Annotated in this window: 14 protein-coding genes and 1 pseudogene; 9 read left to right on the top strand and 6 right to left on the bottom strand. The window is 74.2% G+C overall.

The genetic code is table 11. The features are described 5' to 3' along the window. Positions 1–77: 77 nt before the first annotated feature. The 5 genes from ACIPK4_RS12900 (at position 78) to ACIPK4_RS12880 (ending at position 5,382) form a co-directional block, all read left to right on the top strand. Entirely contained in the window at positions 78–1,133 is a 1,056-nt protein-coding gene (locus ACIPK4_RS12900; RefSeq protein ID WP_402311857.1) for a cation diffusion facilitator family transporter, read from the top strand. A 41-nt stretch (positions 1,134–1,174) separates the two neighbouring features. Then, complete coding sequence (locus ACIPK4_RS12895) at positions 1,175–1,648, top strand: NUDIX domain-containing protein (RefSeq protein ID WP_376196015.1); 474 nt, start codon at positions 1,175–1,177, stop codon at positions 1,646–1,648. 48 nt (positions 1,649–1,696) lie between these two features. Further along, positions 1,697–2,953, top strand: coding sequence for a Tm-1-like ATP-binding domain-containing protein (locus tag ACIPK4_RS12890; RefSeq protein ID WP_402311855.1), 1,257 nt, complete (start codon positions 1,697–1,699; stop codon positions 2,951–2,953). Between the two features lie 117 nt (positions 2,954–3,070). Further along, the gene (locus ACIPK4_RS12885; protein ID WP_402311853.1) at positions 3,071–4,693 is read left to right on the top strand and encodes a serine/threonine-protein kinase; all 1,623 of its coding nucleotides are present in this window, start codon (positions 3,071–3,073) and stop codon (positions 4,691–4,693) included. Next, on the top strand, positions 4,690–5,382 hold the full coding sequence (locus tag ACIPK4_RS12880; RefSeq protein ID WP_402311851.1) for a hypothetical protein: 693 nt from the start codon (positions 4,690–4,692) through the stop codon (positions 5,380–5,382). The genes ACIPK4_RS12885 and ACIPK4_RS12880 overlap by 4 nt, the downstream gene beginning before the upstream one ends. Before the next feature lie 124 nt (positions 5,383–5,506). Here ACIPK4_RS12880 and ACIPK4_RS12875 read toward each other — a convergent pair whose 3' ends face one another. Continuing rightward, positions 5,507–6,796 carry an ATP-binding protein gene (locus ACIPK4_RS12875; protein WP_402311849.1) on the bottom strand — a complete coding sequence of 430 codons (1,290 nt, stop codon included), beginning with the start codon at positions 6,794–6,796 and terminating at the stop codon, positions 5,507–5,509. 159 nt (positions 6,797–6,955) lie between these two features. Between ACIPK4_RS12875 and ACIPK4_RS12870 the strand changes: the two genes are divergently transcribed. After that, positions 6,956–8,416: a hypothetical protein gene (locus ACIPK4_RS12870; RefSeq protein WP_402311846.1), complete on the top strand. Its 1,461-nt coding sequence runs from the start codon at positions 6,956–6,958 to the stop codon at positions 8,414–8,416. A gap of 7 nt (positions 8,417–8,423) precedes the next feature. Here the strand turns inward: ACIPK4_RS12870 and ACIPK4_RS12865 are convergent, their stop codons facing one another. Beyond that, on the bottom strand, positions 8,424–9,242 hold the full coding sequence (locus tag ACIPK4_RS12865) for an alpha/beta hydrolase (RefSeq protein ID WP_402311843.1): 819 nt from the start codon (positions 9,240–9,242) through the stop codon (positions 8,424–8,426). A 185-nt stretch (positions 9,243–9,427) separates the two neighbouring features. Between ACIPK4_RS12865 and ACIPK4_RS12860 the strand changes: the two genes are divergently transcribed. Beyond that, positions 9,428–10,198: a trypsin-like serine peptidase gene (locus ACIPK4_RS12860; protein WP_402311840.1), complete on the top strand. Its 771-nt coding sequence runs from the start codon at positions 9,428–9,430 to the stop codon at positions 10,196–10,198. A gap of 386 nt (positions 10,199–10,584) precedes the next feature. Here ACIPK4_RS12860 and ACIPK4_RS12855 read toward each other — a convergent pair. From ACIPK4_RS12855 to ACIPK4_RS12845, 3 genes and pseudogenes are all read right to left on the bottom strand, one after another. After that, positions 10,585–11,046 (bottom strand): annotated as a pseudogene (locus ACIPK4_RS12855) (NUDIX hydrolase); the annotation flags it as partial. A 56-nt stretch (positions 11,047–11,102) separates the two neighbouring features. After that, positions 11,103–12,704 carry an apolipoprotein N-acyltransferase gene (lnt, locus tag ACIPK4_RS12850; protein ID WP_402311838.1) on the bottom strand — a complete coding sequence of 534 codons (1,602 nt, stop codon included), beginning with the start codon at positions 12,702–12,704 and terminating at the stop codon, positions 11,103–11,105. A gap of 42 nt (positions 12,705–12,746) precedes the next feature. Further along, on the bottom strand, positions 12,747–13,262 hold the full coding sequence (locus ACIPK4_RS12845; protein WP_402311835.1) for a hypothetical protein: 516 nt from the start codon (positions 13,260–13,262) through the stop codon (positions 12,747–12,749). Between the two features lie 121 nt (positions 13,263–13,383). Between ACIPK4_RS12845 and ACIPK4_RS12840 the strand changes: the two genes are divergently transcribed. Both ACIPK4_RS12840 and ACIPK4_RS12835 read left to right on the top strand, forming a co-directional pair. After that, positions 13,384–13,869 (top strand): VOC family protein, encoded by a 486-nt coding sequence (locus tag ACIPK4_RS12840; protein ID WP_402311833.1) that lies wholly within the window; start codon positions 13,384–13,386, stop codon positions 13,867–13,869. Positions 13,870–13,947: 78 nt separating this feature from the next. Continuing rightward, on the top strand, positions 13,948–14,106 hold the full coding sequence (locus ACIPK4_RS12835) for a hypothetical protein (protein ID WP_402311831.1): 159 nt from the start codon (positions 13,948–13,950) through the stop codon (positions 14,104–14,106). Between the two features lie 60 nt (positions 14,107–14,166). On the opposite strand, the gene ACIPK4_RS12830 is transcribed toward ACIPK4_RS12835, so the two are convergent. After that, positions 14,167–14,961 (bottom strand): glutamate racemase, encoded by a 795-nt coding sequence (locus ACIPK4_RS12830; protein WP_376204058.1) that lies wholly within the window; start codon positions 14,959–14,961, stop codon positions 14,167–14,169. Positions 14,962–16,287: the final 1,326 nt, after the last annotated feature.

Below are 16,287 nucleotides of genomic sequence, written 5' to 3'. Positions count from 1 at the left end.
TCCCCGTTGCAGCCTTTGCCCATTGCGACGGGGTGCGCTTCACTTCACGCGTCGGAACCGAACACACGGGGGACGCCATGAGTGGGCACGACCACGCGCACGACGACCACGGCCACGCCGCCGGCCACGACCACGGGGGTCACGACCACGGCGGCCACGACCACGGGGGCCACGGGGGTCACAGCCACGGCGTCTCCGCGGACGCCGACCGGCGCTGGCTGGCCATCGCGCTCGGCCTGATCGGCGCGTTCATGGCGGTCGAGGTGGCCATCGGCATCGTGGCCCAGTCCCTGGCGCTGATCTCCGACGCCGCCCACATGCTCACCGACGCCGTCTCGATCGTCCTCGCGCTGATCGCGATGCGGCTCGCCGCCCGCCCGGCGCGCGGCGGGTTCACGTACGGCCTCAAGCGCGCGGAGATACTCTCCGCCCAGGCCAACGGGCTCACGCTGCTGCTGCTCGCGGTCTGGCTGGCGTACGAGGCGGTCCGGCGGCTGCTCGATCCGCCGCCGGTGGCGGGCGGGCTGGTCCTGGTGACGGCGCTCGCGGGCATCGTCGTGAACGTGGCCGCCGCGTGGTGCATCTCCCGGGCGAACCGCTCCTCGCTCGCCGTGGAGGGCGCCTACCAGCACATCCTGAACGACCTGTTCGCCTTCATCGGCACCGCCGTCGCCGGTCTGATCGTCCTCACCACGGGATTCGTCCAGGCCGACGCCATCGCCACGCTCGTGGTCGTGGTGCTGATGGTCAAGGCGGGCTACGGGCTGGTCCGCGAGTCCGGCCGGATCTTCCTGGAGGCCGCCCCTGCGCACATGGACCCGGACGCGGTGGGCGACCGGCTGGCCGGGCACCCGCCGGTCACCGAGGTGCACGACCTGCACATCTGGACGATCACCTCCGGGCAGGCCGCCCTGTCCGCGCACGTCCTCGTCGAACCGGCCGGTGACTGCCACGCCGTGCGCCGCGACCTGGAGCGGCTGCTGGAGAAGGAGTACGGGATCACGCACACCACCCTCCAGGTGGACCACGTGCAGGAGGCGCTGCTCAGCGTCGGCCGCCACGGCGCGGACCCGGACCCCCACTGCGCGGACGCGCACGGCCCGGTGCACCGCCAGGGTCCGCACGACCACTGACGGCGCACTGAGCGGCCCCTCCGCGGGGCATACATGGGCGCATGACGCAGAAGCGCAGCGCCGGACTGCTCCTGTTCCGCACGGCCCCGGCGGACGAAGGCATCGAGGTGCTCCTCGGTCACATGGGCGGACCGTACTGGGAGCACAAGGACGACGGGGGCTGGGCCATCCCGAAGGGCGAGTACGAGGCGGACGAGGCTCCGCTCGACGCGGCCCGCCGGGAGTTCACGGAGGAGATCGGCCTGCCGCCGCCCGAGGGCCCGTACCTGCCGCTCGGCGAGCTGCGGATCCCGGGCGGAAAGCTGGTGACGATCTGGGCGGTGCGGGCGGACCTCGATCCGGCACTGATGGTGCCCGGCACCTTCACGATGGAGTGGCCTCCGCACTCGGGCCGGACGCAGGAGTTCCCCGAGCTGGACCGGGTGGCGTGGTTCACTCCCCCGGTGGCCGAAACCAAGTTGATTCCCTCTCAGATTCCCTTTCTGGAGAGGCTGTTGGGGCTGCAGCGGGGTTGACCCGACCTTGACTTGCCAACAAACCCCACCTGCCTGGACATTGCACGTATGACGAACGTCGTGCTGGTGGGAACCCTGGACACCAAGGGTGTCGAGTACGGCTGGCTGCGCGAGAGGCTGCTGCGCACCGGCGTCGAAGTGATCATGGTCGACACAGGAATCATGGGCGATCCCCGGGTCCCCGCGGACGTACCGCGCGATGCGGTCGCCCGGGCCGCGGGAACGGAACTGTCACACCTGCGCACGGCCGCCGACCGTGGTGCGGCCGTGACCGCGATGGCCGAGGGCGCCGAGGCGACGCTCTTACGCCTGCACGCCGAGGGCCGGCTGCACGCGGTGCTCGCCATAGGCGGCAGCGGCGGCACCTCCATAGCCACCCGGGCGATGCGCGCACTGCCGCTGGGCGTGCCGAAGCTGATGGTCTCCTCCATGGCGTCCGGGGACGTGGCCCCGTACGTCGGATCCTCGGACATCACGATGATGTACAGCGTGGTGGACATCGCGGGGATCAACAGCATCTCCGCGCCCGTCCTCGCGAACGCGGTCGAGGCGGCCGCGGGGATGGCCAAGGCCTTCGAACGCTCCTCGACGGACCTGCGCCACCCGGCCGGGCTCGGCGCCGGATCCCGCCCGCTGGTCGCGGCGAGCATGGCGGGCGTCACCACGGCCGGCGTGGACGCGGCCCGCGAACGGCTGACGGAACTCGGCTACGAGGTACTGGTCTTCCACGTCAGCGGCACCGGCGGCCGCACCCTGGAATCCCTGGCCGGGCAGGGCGTCTTCGCCGGCGTGCTCGACCTGACGCTCAGCGAGCTCGCCGACGACCTGTGCGGCGGCATCCTGACCGCCGGCCCCGACCGGCTCAGCGCCGCCGGGCGGGCCGGGATCCCGCAGGTCGTGAGCCTGGGCGCACTGGACATGGTGAAGTTCGGCCCGCTGAAGACCCTGCCCGAACGGGCCCGCTACCGGCGGGTCCACGTGCACAACCCGTCCATCACGGTGATCCGTACGACCCGCTCCGAATGCGCGGAGCTCGGCCGCCGGGTCGCCGCCAAACTCCGCGCGGCGACCGGACCCACGGCCGTGTGTGTCCCACTCCGCGGACTGTCCACGCTCGGTGCGCCGGGCGGCACCTACCATGACCCCGACGCGGACCGGGCCCTGTTCTCGGCGCTGCGCGAGGGGCTGCGGGGCAGCTCCGCCCGGCTCTACGACTACGACACCCACATCAACGACCCGGCCTTCGGCAGGGCTGCGGCCGACCGGCTGCACGCCATGATCGGCGCCGCGCAGGCCGCGGCCTGAGCACCGGGAGAGACACCCCGTCAGGTTGGGAACCAGCCGTGGCGGAAACCGTGTCCCTGGGTGTGGCTCGGATCGACCGGGCCCGGAACTCGGTGACGCCACGGACGGGGGCAGACGATGAAGAACGCGTGGACGGTGCCCGGCTACGCGGAGGTCCGCGAACTCGGCTCCGGCGGCAGCGGCCGCGTGGTCCTCGCCGTCCACCAGGCCACCGGCACGCCGGTCGCGGTGAAATACCTCAGCGACCGGCTGCGCGAGGACCCGGCGTTCGTCGCGGAGTTCCGGGCGGAGGCCCGGCTGCTCGGCGGACTGGACACCCCCTACGTGGTGCGGCTCTACGAGTACGTCGAGTACACGCAGGCTCCGGGCGGCGCGGCCATCGTGATGGAGCTGGTCGACGGGGTATCCCTGCGCGCCCTGCTGAAGCAGGCCGGGCAGGCGGAACCCGAGGCCGCCCTCGTCGTGCTGAAGGGCTCCCTGCTCGGCCTGGCCGCCGCGCACCGGGCGGGCGTCGTCCACCGCGACTACAAGCCCGAGAACGTCCTGGTCGCCCCCGACGGCTCCTCGAAGCTGGTGGACTTCGGCATCGCCGCGCGCCGCGGGACGACACCCGGGGTGGCGGGCACCCCGGCGTACATGGCCCCCGAGCAGTGGCAGGGCCGTCCGGCCTCGCCCGCCGCCGACGTGTACGCGGCGACGGCGACCTTCTTCGAGTGCCTGACCGGCCGCAAGCCGTTCGCCGGGCAGAACTTCGCGGAACTCGCGGTCCAGCACATCGAGGCCCCGGTCCCGGAGACCGAGGCGCCCGAGCCGGTGCGCCCGCTGATCCGGCGCGGTCTGGCCAAGGCCCCGGAAGCGCGGCCGGAGAACGCCGAGGCGTTCGTGGCGGAGCTGGAGGGCGTGGCGCTCGCCGCGTACGGGCCGGACTGGGAGGAGCGCGGGCAGCGCAAGCTCGCGGCGCTGGCCGCGCTGCTGCCGCTGCTGTTCCCCTCCGCGGGCGCTCCGGCCGCCGGGACCACGGCGGTGGCCACGACCACGATCTCCAGCCCCTCGCGCTGGGCACCGGGCCGGCGCGGCCTGGTCGCGGGCGGCGCGGCGCTGGTCCTGGGGGTGCTCACGGCGCTCACCTACAGTGCGGCCGGCGGGGAGAGCGGCGGGGCCGCCGCGCTGAACGCGTTCGCGACGTCGAGTGCGAGCCCCGGCGCCACCGGCCCGGCGCCCGCGCCGGGTCCGAGCGTGTCGGCCACGGCCTCGCCGTCGCCCTCCCCCTCGCCGTCCCCCTCCGCGTCCGCCTCGCCGTCGGGCACGCCGAGCCCGACCACGAGTACGAGTCACTCCCCGGCGGCGACGCCCACCACCACCGCGCCGACGACGAGTGCGCCGACCACCGCGCCGCCTTCGCCGAAGCCCACGGTGGTCGTCGGCGCGGTGTCCGTCACCCTCCGCGAGACGGGGCCCTCCCTCGGACAGGCGACGGTGACGGTCGACGCGAAGGGCACCGCGCCGGTGACGGTGGTCCTGGAGTGGTTCACCGGCAACGCGGAGGGGAAGCTGGGCACGCCGGACGGCGCCCCCGACACCCTGACGTACCAGCCGGGCCGCGCCGCCGCGCCGCTCGTCAAGACCCACACCTTCGACGGCCGGGGCTGCTACTGGGGCGTGCGCGCCACCACCAAGCCCGCCGCCGGCAACGGATCCCCGACCTCCCAGGTCTACATCAGGAGGTGCACGATCGGATGAGCGACGACGACTACAGCGCCACCGTCCTCGGCAGCCACTGGTTCAGCGGGCCGCCCCAGCAGGAGCCCCGCACCCAGCCCCTGCCGCGGCCGGAGTCCCAGCCGGAGTCCGCGACCCGGCCCCTGCCGCAGCCGGACTCCCCGACCGAGCCTCTGGCGCAGCCCCAGCCGCAGCCTCAGGACGTCGTGCCCGACCGGGTCGAGGGGTCGGTCCTGCGCTTCGGGCCCGGGGTGACGGCCGCCCTGCCGGCCCCGTTCCCCGTGGTCGCCGAACCGGTGGTGCGCCGCCGGCGCGGGGAGTGGCGCCGCTACACCCTGGCCGCGGTCGTCCTGCTGGCGGTGCTCGCGTACCTGGCCTGGCAGCGGTACGGCCCGGCCCTGGAAGTCCGCGGCGTGACCGTCGCCGCCGCCGGCGCGCAGGGTCCCGGCTGTGACTCCACGGCCGACGTGGTGGCCGTCGTACGGACCAACGGGCGGGCGGGGACTCTCACGTACCGGTGGATCCGCTCCGACGGCACCCGCTCCGAGCAGCTCACCGAACGGGTGCCGGGCGGGCGCAAGGAGGCCCGGCTGCACCTGCTGTGGACCTTCCAGGGCCGGGGCACGTACGCGGCCGAGGCCGAGCTCCAGCTGGTCTCGCCCGCGCAGCGCACCGCCGCGACGCAGTTCACGTACCGCTGCGCCGGCTGAGGGCTGTCCCGTCAGTCCTGCTTCCGGATCAGGCCGGGGCCGCCGGTTGTCCGCGCGGGAGGCCCGCAGCCGCTTCGGGGAGCGGCTGCGGGCCTTTCCTGCCGGCCCGTCCGTGGCAGGCCGTTCAGAAGCGGGCGTGGGCGGTGATGTCCGCCTCGAACTCGCCCGTCATCGCAGGTGTCACCGTCGGCCGGCACTGCGCGACCGCCGCCAGGTAGTCCTGGGTGGAGGCGCCGGGCTGGACCGCCGCCACGCCGCGCGCGCCCACCGCCTCCAGGTCCCGCTCGAAGGACACCTGCGCCGCGATCCGCGCGGCGTGCTCGATGTCGGCCGGGGTGAACAGCTCGCTCGCCGCCACCAGCGCCGCCACGTCCACGTCCGGCCGGCCCGCCGTGTGGCGGGACCAGATCGCGGCGCGCGCCCCGGCGTCCGGGGTGCCGATGGGGATCAGGTAGTCGAAGCGCCCGGGCCGCAGGAAGGCCGGGTCCAGGGAGCGGATGGAGTTGGTGGCGCACACCAGCAGCCGCTCGTCGCCCTCCCGGAATCCGGGGATCAGCTTGAGCAGCTCGTTCGTGACCCCGTGGATCCCGCCGGGCTGCGCGGGCTCGGTGCGCACGGGAGCGATCTCCTCGACCTCGTCGATGAAGACGAGGACCCGCTCCAGCTCGGCGATCCGGGCGAAGGCGTCGCGCAGTGCCGCGGCGAGGTTTCCCTCGTCGGCGAGGCGGGAGGGCAGCAGTTCCACGAAGGGCCAGCCGAGCCGGGAGGCGATGGCTCGGGCGAAGGTGGTCTTGCCGGTGCCGGGCGGGCCGAAGAGGGTGATCGCGCGCGGCGGCCGCACACCGTGTGCGGCGGCCCGCTCGGGCTCGGCGAGCGGGAGGACGACGCGCCGCTCTATGAGGTCCTTCTCGTGCTCCATGCCGGCGACCTTGGTCCACAGGTCGTTGGGGAGGAAGCGGCCGCCGAGGTCGTCGAGCAGGCCGGCCGCCGGTCCGTGCAGGGGTTCCGTCTTCTCGAAGTAGGCGACGGCGGGCTGGCGCGTGTACCCGGCGTTGAGGAGGCCCTCGCCGAGCAGGTCCTCCTCGGGCAGGACGTACGCGATCCGCCCGACGCGGGCGGCGATCAGCCGACGCTCCAGCTCGACGAGGAGGGCGCTGGCCAGGCCCCGGCCGCGCCAGCCCGCGGCGATGGCGATCCGCATCACCCAGGCCCGCTCGCCGGTGACGCAGGCGAGGGCCGCGCCGATCGGGACGCCCTGGTGGACGGCGACCACGCAGGGCTGCCGGTCGGTGAGGGCGCTGATGCACTCGGCGAGCGAGAAGACGGACTCCTGGCCGAGTTCGGCCGTGGTGTCGATCAGGTGGACCACCGCGGCGAGATCACTCTCGCGGTAGTCGTGGATGAGCCAGTTCACCGGGTACCGCCCCTCGTTCGTGCTGCTTGTGGCGAGGCTAGGGGCGGGCGGGCCGGGCGATCACGCTCCGCGGCGCACAACAGCCGGCCCGAAAGCCGCCGCCGCGTCCATAGACTGACGCCGTCCCCCGAACAGCCGATCGAGGATCCGCACGCCTTCATGACTTCCGACATCTCCCGAACACCGACCGGTCCGCGCCGGCACATCGTGTGGCTGGTTCCGGTCCTGTGGACCCTGGCCCTCGGCCTGTGGGGGCTCTCCCGGCAGGACAGCGTGTGGCGGGACGAGGCGGCGACCTGGCAGGTGGCGCGCCGGTCGACCGGCGAGATATGGGACATGCTCGGCAACGTCGACGCCGTGCACGGGCTGTACTACCTGCTGATGCACGGGCTCTTCGGGCTCTTCGGGCCGGGTACGACGACGCTGCGGCTGCCGTCGGTGCTCGCGGTGGCGGCGGCCGCGGCCTGCGTGGCCGTGACCGGGCGGCGGCTGGCCGGCTTCTGGGCGGGGCTGGGCGGCGGGCTGGCGCTCGGGCTGCTGCCCGCCGTGCAGTTCTACCTCCAGGAGGGCCGGCCGTACGCGCTGGTCGCGGCCGGCGCCGGGCTGTCGACCCTGCTCCTGGTGTCGCTGCTGTCGGAGCCGGCCGGCCGGCGGGCCCGGCCGCGGTGGACGGGGTACGCGCTCGCCGTGCTGGTGTGCGCACTGCTGAACTGGCTGTCGCTGCTGATCCTGCCCGCGCATGCGGCGACGCTGTGGTGGGCGCGGGCCGGGCGCGGGGTGTGGCTGCGCTGGACGGCGTACGGGGCGTGCGCCGTCGCGGGGGCGTTGCCGCTGGTGCTGTTCAGCCGGAGCCAGTCCGACCAGGTGTCGTGGATACCGCCGCTGACTTGGCACATGATGATCGGCCCGGCGATTCTGCTCGCCGTGGGCGGCGTCTGCGCTCTTGCGGACCGGCCGCGTGCGGGGCGGCTGTCGGCGACGGCGGTGGGGCTGCCGCTGCTGGCCGTGCCCCAGCTGGGCCTGATCGGGATCTCCCTGGTCCAGCCGCTCTTCCTGGACCGGTACGTGCTGTTCAGCATGCTGGGGCTGGCCCTGCTGATCGGTGCGGGGCTGGGCGCTGCCGTACGGGCCGTCCGGCCGCGCTCCCCGCGGGCGGCGGTCCTGCTCGTGCCGGGCGTGGTGGGTGTCGCGGTGGTGGCGCTGCTGCCGGTGGAGCTGGGCAAGCGGGCTCCGGCCAGCCGGGTCGACGACGTGCTGTCGGTGGCCGGGGAAGTGGCCCGGCTCGGGCGGCCCGGGGACGCGGTGCTGTTCGTACCGGCCGCCCGGCGGGACACGGCGCTGGTGTCGCCGGGTGCCTTCGCGGGGCTGGTGGACGTGGCCCTGGAACGCAGTCCGGTGGATTCGGCCACCCTCAAGGGCGAGGAGGCGGACCCGGCGCGGATCCGGGCGGCGCTGCTCGGGCAGCGGCGGGTGCTGCTGGTGACGGACGCGGCGCAGGTGGCGAAGCCGTCGGGCGCCGCCCGGGACGCGGCGAAGGCGGCGGTGCTCGCGGAGCGGTTCCGGGCGGTGGAGGACCGCCAGGTCCGGGGCCGCCGCGTGACGGTGTACGAGCGCCGGTAGGAGGCCGTCAGGCGGCGCGGGCCCCGGCGGCGTGGGAGTCCAGCCAGGACAGCGAGGCGCGGGCCAGGTCGGGCCAGCCGTGGTCGACGGTCAGCGAGTGGCCGCGGTCCTCGAAGCACTGGTACTCGGTGGTCGCGTGTGAGTGCTGGTACTGCTTGTAGGTCGAGCGGGTCAGCAGGTCCGGGACGGTGTGGTCGAGCCGGCCGGAGAGCAGGAGCAGCGGGCCGCGGGTCTCGTTCCCGGTGTCGACCTCGGCCGGGGAGTGCGGGGTGAAGTTGCCGAGTGCCAGCTGGAACAGCGGGCGGGCGGTGCTCGGGATCGTCCACTCCTCGTACAGTTCCTCGGACTCCTCCTCGGACACGGCGTTGGCGAAGCCGTAGCGGAACTGCTCGCGGTTCAGCGATACGGACCGGCGGGTGTTCCCGGGGTCGCGCAGGACCGCGAACGTCGACCTGGCCTGGGCCGGGGCGATCGCCTTGACGCCCTTGATCTGCCCCGGGCAGATGGCCACCGCGGCGTCGGCGAGCCCCTGGCCGAGCAGGTGCTGGGCGATGAACCCGCCGACCGAGTGCCCGACGAGGACGGGCCGGGCCGGCAGCTCGCGGATCACCTTGGCGTGCGCGTCGGAGATCTCGACGAGCCCGACCCCGGCCTGGTCGTCCGGCCGGCGGCGGGCCTCGGCGACGGTGTCGGGAACCCCGGGCCACTCCGGCAGGACGGGCTCGTACCCGGCTTCGGCGAAGGTGTCCGCCCAGCCCTCCCAGCTCGTGGAGTGCAGCCAGAGACCGTGGATGAACACCACGGGCGTGCGGCGCTGTGCGGTCATGACGGGACACCTCCTGGCCCCCCTGGCGCCTCTGCCAGTCTCGCCCGCGGCGCGCGCCCCCGCCACGCCGCCGCCCACCTGCGGCGCCCGGATGCAGAGCTCGTTCATGATTCACAGCTCATTCATATGGAATATCTGGCTCCGGACATAGCTTCGGCGGGGAGGCTCGGGGCATGATCCCGCGCATGCACTCCCGACGACCGGCCGACCGAGCCCGCACCCGGCGTGCGGCGTCCCGGATCCTGCTCGCGCTGGCCGCGATGGCCGCCCTGGTCAGCGTGGACCTGCCCGACGCCGCGGCCGTGCCGCCGCTCGGGGTGACCGTCGAGGCCGGGTCCGACGCCGCGGCGAACCGGGTGGGCGCCCTGTTCGCGGACGGCCTCGACGGCGGCCACTTCTGCACGGCGGCCGTGGTGCACAGCGACGACCGCGATGTGATCGCTACCGCCGCACACTGCCTGGACAACCCGGACACCACGGTGTTCGCGCCGGGCTACCGCGACGGCAAGGCCCCGTACGGCACGTGGAAGCTGACCGGCACGTACATCGCCCCGAGCTGGACGGACGGCCGGGACCCGGACCAGGACATCGCCTTCGCGACGGTCGTCCCGGCGGACGGCGGCGCCCGGCGCATCGAGGACGCGGTGGGCGGCTTTCCCGTGGCCACGGAGCAGCCGGACGAGGTGACGGTGACGGTCCTCGGCTACCCCAGCTCGGACGAGGCCCCGCTGCGCTGCGCCAACGCCACGAGCCTGTTCTCGCAGACCCAGCGCCGGATCGACTGCCCGGACCTCAGCGGCGGCACGAGCGGCAGCCCCTGGCTCGCGGACGGCGCCCTGGCCGGCGTCCTCGGCGGCTACGAGGCCGGCGGCGCCGTCCCGGAGGTCTCCTACAGCGCGGTGATGGGCGACCAGGCCCTGGAGCTCTACCGCGAGGCGGCGGTCTCCGCGGGCTGACCGCCCGGCTCGTCGCCGGACCGCCCGAGCGGGTCCGTGCCGAAATCCTCCGGCCGCTCCCGCCGCAGCAGCCCGACGCGGTTGTCGAGCAGTTCCACGGCCTCCCGCAGGCCGACGCCGAACTCCTCCCGGAGCTTCTGCACGGCCTGGATCCGGCGGCCCCCGAGGATCAGGTGGTCGACGCGCGACCAGCTCGCCGCCGTGGCCTCGCCCGGCCACGTCAGGGACTCGACCTCCAGCCGCAGCCGGGCGGCGTCGCGCAGCGCCGCGTCACGCTCCGCGCGGATCCGCGCCGGTTCGTCGCGCGGATCCGCGGGCTCCTCCTCCGGCAGGGCGCCTTCCTCGCCTTCCTCTCCTTCCTCTCCGGACGGGCCCGTCACCCCGGCGAACCAGGTCGGGGCGTCCTCCTGCCGGGCCCGGTGGATGCGGTCCACCGCGAAGGGCTCCAGATCGGGCAGGGCGTCCACGTCGAACCAGCCCACCTCCAGCGACTCGCTGTCGTTGACCCGGGCCTCGCCCCCGGTGGCCCGGCAGCGGAAGGTGATGTCCTGGAACTGGCAGACGTCCCCGTTCGGGTAGGTGATCGGTTCGAGCATCTGCACCAGCACCACCCGCTCCGGCACGCAGTGCACCGCCGTCTCCTCGTACACCTCGCGCACCGCCGTGACGGCGGGCTGCTCCCCCGGCTCCGCGATACCGCCGACCACGGACCAGCGGCCGCTGTCGGAGCGCCGGCCGAGCAGGACCCGTCCCCGGTCGTCGAAGACGATGGCGGTGACCCCGGGCAGCAGGAGCAGCTGATTCCCGGCGGAGGCGCGGATCTGGCGGATGAACTCAGGTGTGGTCATCCCCCGACCCTACGGAACCGCGCACGCCGCCCGCGCCGGGCGGCCCGCGTCAGGGGTCAGGAGGCCCGGCGGGACCGGATCCGGCGGGCGAGGATCCGGCCGAGGCCACCCGCGGCCACCAGGAGCAGCGCGTACTCGGGCAGCGGGCCCACGCGGGTGGCCGGGGTCTGCGTGGAGCGCAGCGGGATCTCGTCGACCAGCGCGTCCGCCGTGAACATCTCGGTCTGCTGGACGATGTGCCCGTCGGGGCGGATCACGGCGCTGACACCGCTGGTGACCGGCACGAGCACGGTCCGGCTGTGCTCGACGGCGCGCACCCGGTCCATCGCGAGCTGCTGGTAGGTCATCTGCGAGCGGCCGAACGTCGCGTTGTTGCTCGGCACGGCGATCACCTGCGCCCCCGCCCGGACCGTGGAGCGCACGGCGTCGTCGAAGGCCGCCTCGAAGCAGGTGACCATGCCGACTCGGCTGCCCGCCATGGCGAAGACGCCCGGCTCCTTGCCGGGGCCGAAGTCGCGCTGCACCCGGTCCACGTCCGCACTGAAGAGCCGGACGAACGACCGCATCGGGATGCGCTCGCCGAAGGGCTGGATCTTGCGCTTGTCGTACGTGGCGACGGGCCCCTTGGCCGGGTCCCACAGGATCATCGTGTTGCGCAGCGGGCCGGTCTCGGGCGCCAGCACCGTGCCGATCGCGACCGGCACGCCGATGGTCTTGACCGCGTTGTCGATGACCGCGTACGCATCGGGCTCGGTGTACGGGTCGATGTCGGAGGAGTTCTCCGGCCAGACCACGAAGTCGGGCCGCGGGACCCGTCCCGCCTTGACGTCCGCGGCGAGCTGGAGCGTGCGGTTGGCGTGGTTGTCGAGGACCGCGCGGCGCTGGGCGTTGAAGTCGAAGCCGGCGCGCGGGACGTTGCCCTGGACGACGGCGGCCACGGCGGTGCCCCTCTCGGGGGCGTCGGACACCAGCGGGCGGGCGGCGAGCGCCGCGCCGACCGGGGCCACGACGGTCAGCGCGGCGAGGGCGGCGGCGGTCCGGCGGGGCTGGCTGCGGGCCGTGCGCAGGGCCTCGTACAGCCCGAATCCGCAGAGGGCGACGGCGAAGGAGAGCAGCGGGGTGCCGCCGAGGGCCGCGAGCGGCAGGAAGAACCCGTCGGCCTGGCCGAAGGCGAGCTTGCCCCAGGGGAACCCGCCGAAGGGGGCCCGGGCGCGCAGCGCCTCGCCCGCGATCCAGACGGCCGCACCCCACAGGGGCCAGACGCGGAGTCGGCTGACCAGGGCGATCCCGAGGCAGGTGAGGCCGGTCAGGAGGGCTTCGAGGGTGACGAGGGCGAGCCAGGGGACCGGGCCGACGCCCTCGCTGGTCCAGACGAGCAGCGGCAGCAGGAAGCCGAGTCCGTGCAGGAGGCCGAGGCCGAAGCCCGCGCGGGCGCGGCGGCCGTGGAGGCAGCCGCCGAGCACGGCGAGGGCGAAGGGGGCCAGCCACCACAGCGGGCGCGGCGGGAAGCTGAGGTAGAGCAGCACGCCGGAGCCGGCCGCGAGGGCGGCGCGCAGCGGCCAGGAGCCCGCCCACCGCTTCCAGGGGGCTGCGGCGGCTTCGGTTCCGGCTTCCGCTTCTGCGGTGCGGCCGGGCTCTGCGGTGATGCTGCTGCTCATTTGCCGGAGTGTACGTGCCCACCCGCGGCAGCGGGAGAAGCCTCAGCCGGCGAGGGCGCGCAGGTGGGCGCGGATGACCCGGACCGCGTTCTCGGCGTCGTCGACGGTGACCGTGAACACCTTGCCGTCGCCGAGCCGCAACTCCAGTCCCTCACCGCGCCGGACGATGACGGCGGTGCCCTTGTCCGGGCGCCAGCGACAGCCCCAGCCGCCCCACTGCTGGGGGGTGATACGGGGGAGGAACTCGGCGGAGGTCACCTCCACCAGACGGATCCTGCGGCGCGGCAGCCCGATGTGGCCGCAGCGGACCTCCATCGCCTCGGCGTCGACCGTGACGGCGACGTGCACGAACGCGAGGGTGCCGAAGAGGATCAGCAGTCCGACGGCGAGGCAGCCGATGACGGACATGAGGAGCGGGGCGAGGCCGCCGGTCCAGTTCGAGTCGACGGCGAGCTCGACGCCGAGTGCGACGCAGGCCGCGCCGGCCACGGCAAGGAGCCATTGCCCGCGGTTGGAGGCCCGTCCCGTCCACAGGGGACCCGGTGGGTGAACCGTCATGTGTAGCAGCGTACTCACGTTCCGCATCTGCGCCACTGCCTCTCGCCCGCGCGGCGGACGCGCCGGAAGGCATCTGCCCGGCCTTGACCTCAAGCAAACTTGAGGTCCTACGTTCCCCCTCATGAGCACTCACGAGACAGACGAGCAGGCAGTACGGACCGCACACACCGTCCCCGACCGCTACCGCACGGCGGTGGTCGCGCACATCATGGTGGCCGACGCGCCGGCCGCACTCTCCTTCTACCGACGGGCCTTCGACGCCGTCGAGGACTTCCGGCTCGACCACCCCGAGGGCGGGGTGATGCACGCCGAGATACGGATCGCCGGGGCCACCCTGATGCTCGGCGACGTCTCCGAGGGGCCGTTCACCGCCCCGTCGACGCTGGGCGGCACCTCGGCCGCACTGCACGTGTTCGTACCGGACGTGGACGCCCTGGTACGGACGGCGGTCGCCGAGGGCGCGGAACTGCTCCAGCCGCCGGCCGACCAGTTCCACGGCGACCGGACCGCCATCCTCAGGGACCCGTTCGGGCACCTGTGGGTGTTCCTGACCCACCTGGAGGACGTGTCCTGGGACGAGCTGGACCGCCGACTGACGGGCGCATGACCCCGACGGCCCCAGCCACCGGGGCAGCGGCGGCCGACGAGCGCCTCGCCAGTACGGCCGACCGCCGGCCGTAATACGGTGCGGGCTCCCGCCCTGGCCGGAGCCCGCTACGGCCGGGCGGCGATACCGCGCGGGTGGACCGCCGCGCTGCACGTGCCGCTTCCCGGGTACGGCGGCCGGGTGCTGGACGCGGACGCGCTGGGCTCGCTGGCTCGGTCACTGGCGGAGCGGACGTAACGGCCGGGGATCACCCGCAGCCGAGGCCGTCGGGGCCGCCGCGCACCGGTGCGGACGGGGTCACCGTCCGACGGCCGCGCCCTCGCCCACGAGCAGCCGCCCCTCGGCGTAGCCGAGCGCGGCGGCGGGGAGCGCACCGTCCTGGCCGCTGAGCAGGACGGTCAGGGTCCCGGTACGGGGCAGGCCCGGCTCGGGGAGGGCGCCGAGGCGACGCAGGGCCTGTACGGCGACCGGCTCGGCGGAGCCGTGGAAGCGCAGGTCGGCGCCGCCGGTCCGCTCGGCCAGGGCGGCCCGGATGGGCGCGTCGACGAGCTCGTAGTGCGTGCAGCCGAGGACGACGTCGGTGACATCGGCCGGGGTCAGCGCGGCAGCCGCGGCGACGGCCGCCGCGACGGCGCTGTCGTCCCCCGCCTCGACGGCGTCGGCGAGCCCCGGGCACGGCACCTCGGTGACCCGGGCCCCGGCGGCGAAGTCACGGATCAGCCCGCGCTGGTAGGGGCTGCCGGTGGTGGCGGGCGTGGCCCAGATGGCCACGCGCCCGCCCGCGGCGGCGGCGGGCTTGATCGCGGGCACGGTCCCGATCACCGGGATGCCGGGTTCGAGCTCGGCCCGCAGGGCGGGCAGGGCGTGCACGCTTGCGGTGTTGCAGGCCACGATCAGCGCGTCCGGCCGGTGCCCGGCGGCGGCCCGGGCCACGCCGAGGGCGCGCCCGGTGAGGTCGTCGGGGGTGCGCGGCCCCCAGGGCATGCCGACGGGGTCGGAGGAGAGGACCAGATCGACGTCGGGCCGCAGCCGCCGCATCGCGGCAGCCGCCGCGAGGAGGCCGATTCCGGAGTCCATGAGGGCGATCTTCACCTGGTCACCTTAATCGACGCCCCGCCGGAAAACCCCAAAGGGAAGCCCACGGGGGCCGGAACCCGGCCGTACGGCAGGCCCCGCCGAAGCCCACCGGCCGCGCCGCAGAAACCCCCACAGGCCCACAAACCCGCTGACCAAAAGCCCGCCGAGCCCCTTGGCGGGGAAGAACCAAGGGCGGGCCGGGTGGTCGAGAACCGGCCAGGTGGGGGTTGGGCGGGGCGGGGGCGAGGGCGGGGGGTTGCGGTTGGGCGGGGGGTTGGGGGGCTGGGGGGCTGGGTGGGTCGGGGTCGGAAGCGCGGGGCGGGATTCCCAGGGGCGGACACAGGCGGGCGGGGTCGGCAGAGTAGGGCGGGAGCCGAGGGGCGGGGTGTGGGTGGGGCGGTGTCGGGGTGGGTTCGGGGGCTTCCCGTCAGTCCACTGTCCTTCCGTGCCGTGCCGGCCCGTCAAGGGCGCTCCTTCGTCGCGTCGCTTCGCGATGGCCTGCGGCCACCCTTGACTGCCCGTCCCGTCCCGGAAAGACAAAGACTGTCGGGAAGCCCCCGAAGGATGGCCGGGGGGCACGTGTCCAGGGGCGGCCCCATCACAGATCCCGCCCGGGGGTCCCCGTCCATCCGCAGCCGGCCCGCCAGGACCGGCCAGTCAGACGACGATGGGGCGCAGCCTGCACCAGGCAGCGATCAGAAGCCCATCAGGGGCGGGGCGGGCCCGAGGGCGCCCCAGATCGCTACGCGCTTCTCTCTGCTCAGCGTCCGCCGGCCGTCTGGGGCCGGACATAAGCCGCCCACGACCAACACCACCTCACCAAGCACGCGACAGCGGGTCATTTGTCCCTTTCATCCGGCACTCCGGGAGCGTGAGACGGCTTACTGGAGCGGGAGGTTGGAAAATCCGGCCTCAGACTCCCTCTTCGCCGCTTTTCACCACAAACAGAACGCAGACGCCCTAAAAGGTCGCCAATATCCCATGTTCGGGCGGCCTGTGAACGGCCACGGACGGCCGGTGGACGCTTAGCCGGGAGAAGCGCGTAGCGATCTGAGGCGTCCACCGGCCCAGGGCCACCGGGATGGGGTGCTGGCCGCTGCCTGATGCGGGTTGACCCTGCCGGGGTCCCGAAAGGGCTTTTATGGGCCCGCATGGGGGCCGCGCCCGCCATTACTGGTCGGCTGGCCGGTCCCGGTGAGCCGGCTCCGGATGGACGGGGACTCCCGGCCCGGATCTGTGATGGGGCCGCCCCTGGACACGTGCCCCCCGGCCATCCTTCGGGGGCTTCCCGGCAGTCTTTGTCTTTCCGGGACGGGACGGGCGGTCAAGGGTGGCCGCAGG

The sequence above is a fragment of the Streptomyces sp. NPDC086989 genome, from assembly GCF_044745505.1.
In the GTDB taxonomy this organism is placed as follows: Bacteria; Actinomycetota; Actinomycetes; order Streptomycetales; family Streptomycetaceae; genus Streptomyces.
This window is presented reverse-complemented; position numbering and strand designations above follow the sequence as displayed.

Coding starts and splice junctions, on each gene's coding strand:
- ACIPK4_RS12845 (WP_402311835.1), bottom strand. CDS start 13,262: ATGACGGTTCACCCACCGGGTCCCCTGTGGACGGGACGGGCCTCCAAC.
- ACIPK4_RS12840 (WP_402311833.1), top strand. CDS start 13,384: ATGAGCACTCACGAGACAGACGAGCAGGCAGTACGGACCGCACACACC.
- ACIPK4_RS12880 (WP_402311851.1), top strand. CDS start 4,690: ATGAGCGACGACGACTACAGCGCCACCGTCCTCGGCAGCCACTGGTTC.
- ACIPK4_RS12890 (WP_402311855.1), top strand. CDS start 1,697: ATGACGAACGTCGTGCTGGTGGGAACCCTGGACACCAAGGGTGTCGAG.
- ACIPK4_RS12895 (WP_376196015.1), top strand. CDS start 1,175: ATGACGCAGAAGCGCAGCGCCGGACTGCTCCTGTTCCGCACGGCCCCG.
- ACIPK4_RS12900 (WP_402311857.1), top strand. CDS start 78: ATGAGTGGGCACGACCACGCGCACGACGACCACGGCCACGCCGCCGGC.
- ACIPK4_RS12885 (WP_402311853.1), top strand. CDS start 3,071: ATGAAGAACGCGTGGACGGTGCCCGGCTACGCGGAGGTCCGCGAACTC.
- ACIPK4_RS12865 (WP_402311843.1), bottom strand. CDS start 9,242: ATGACCGCACAGCGCCGCACGCCCGTGGTGTTCATCCACGGTCTCTGG.
- ACIPK4_RS12870 (WP_402311846.1), top strand. CDS start 6,956: ATGACTTCCGACATCTCCCGAACACCGACCGGTCCGCGCCGGCACATC.
- ACIPK4_RS12860 (WP_402311840.1), top strand. CDS start 9,428: ATGCACTCCCGACGACCGGCCGACCGAGCCCGCACCCGGCGTGCGGCG.
- lnt (WP_402311838.1), bottom strand. CDS start 12,704: ATGAGCAGCAGCATCACCGCAGAGCCCGGCCGCACCGCAGAAGCGGAA.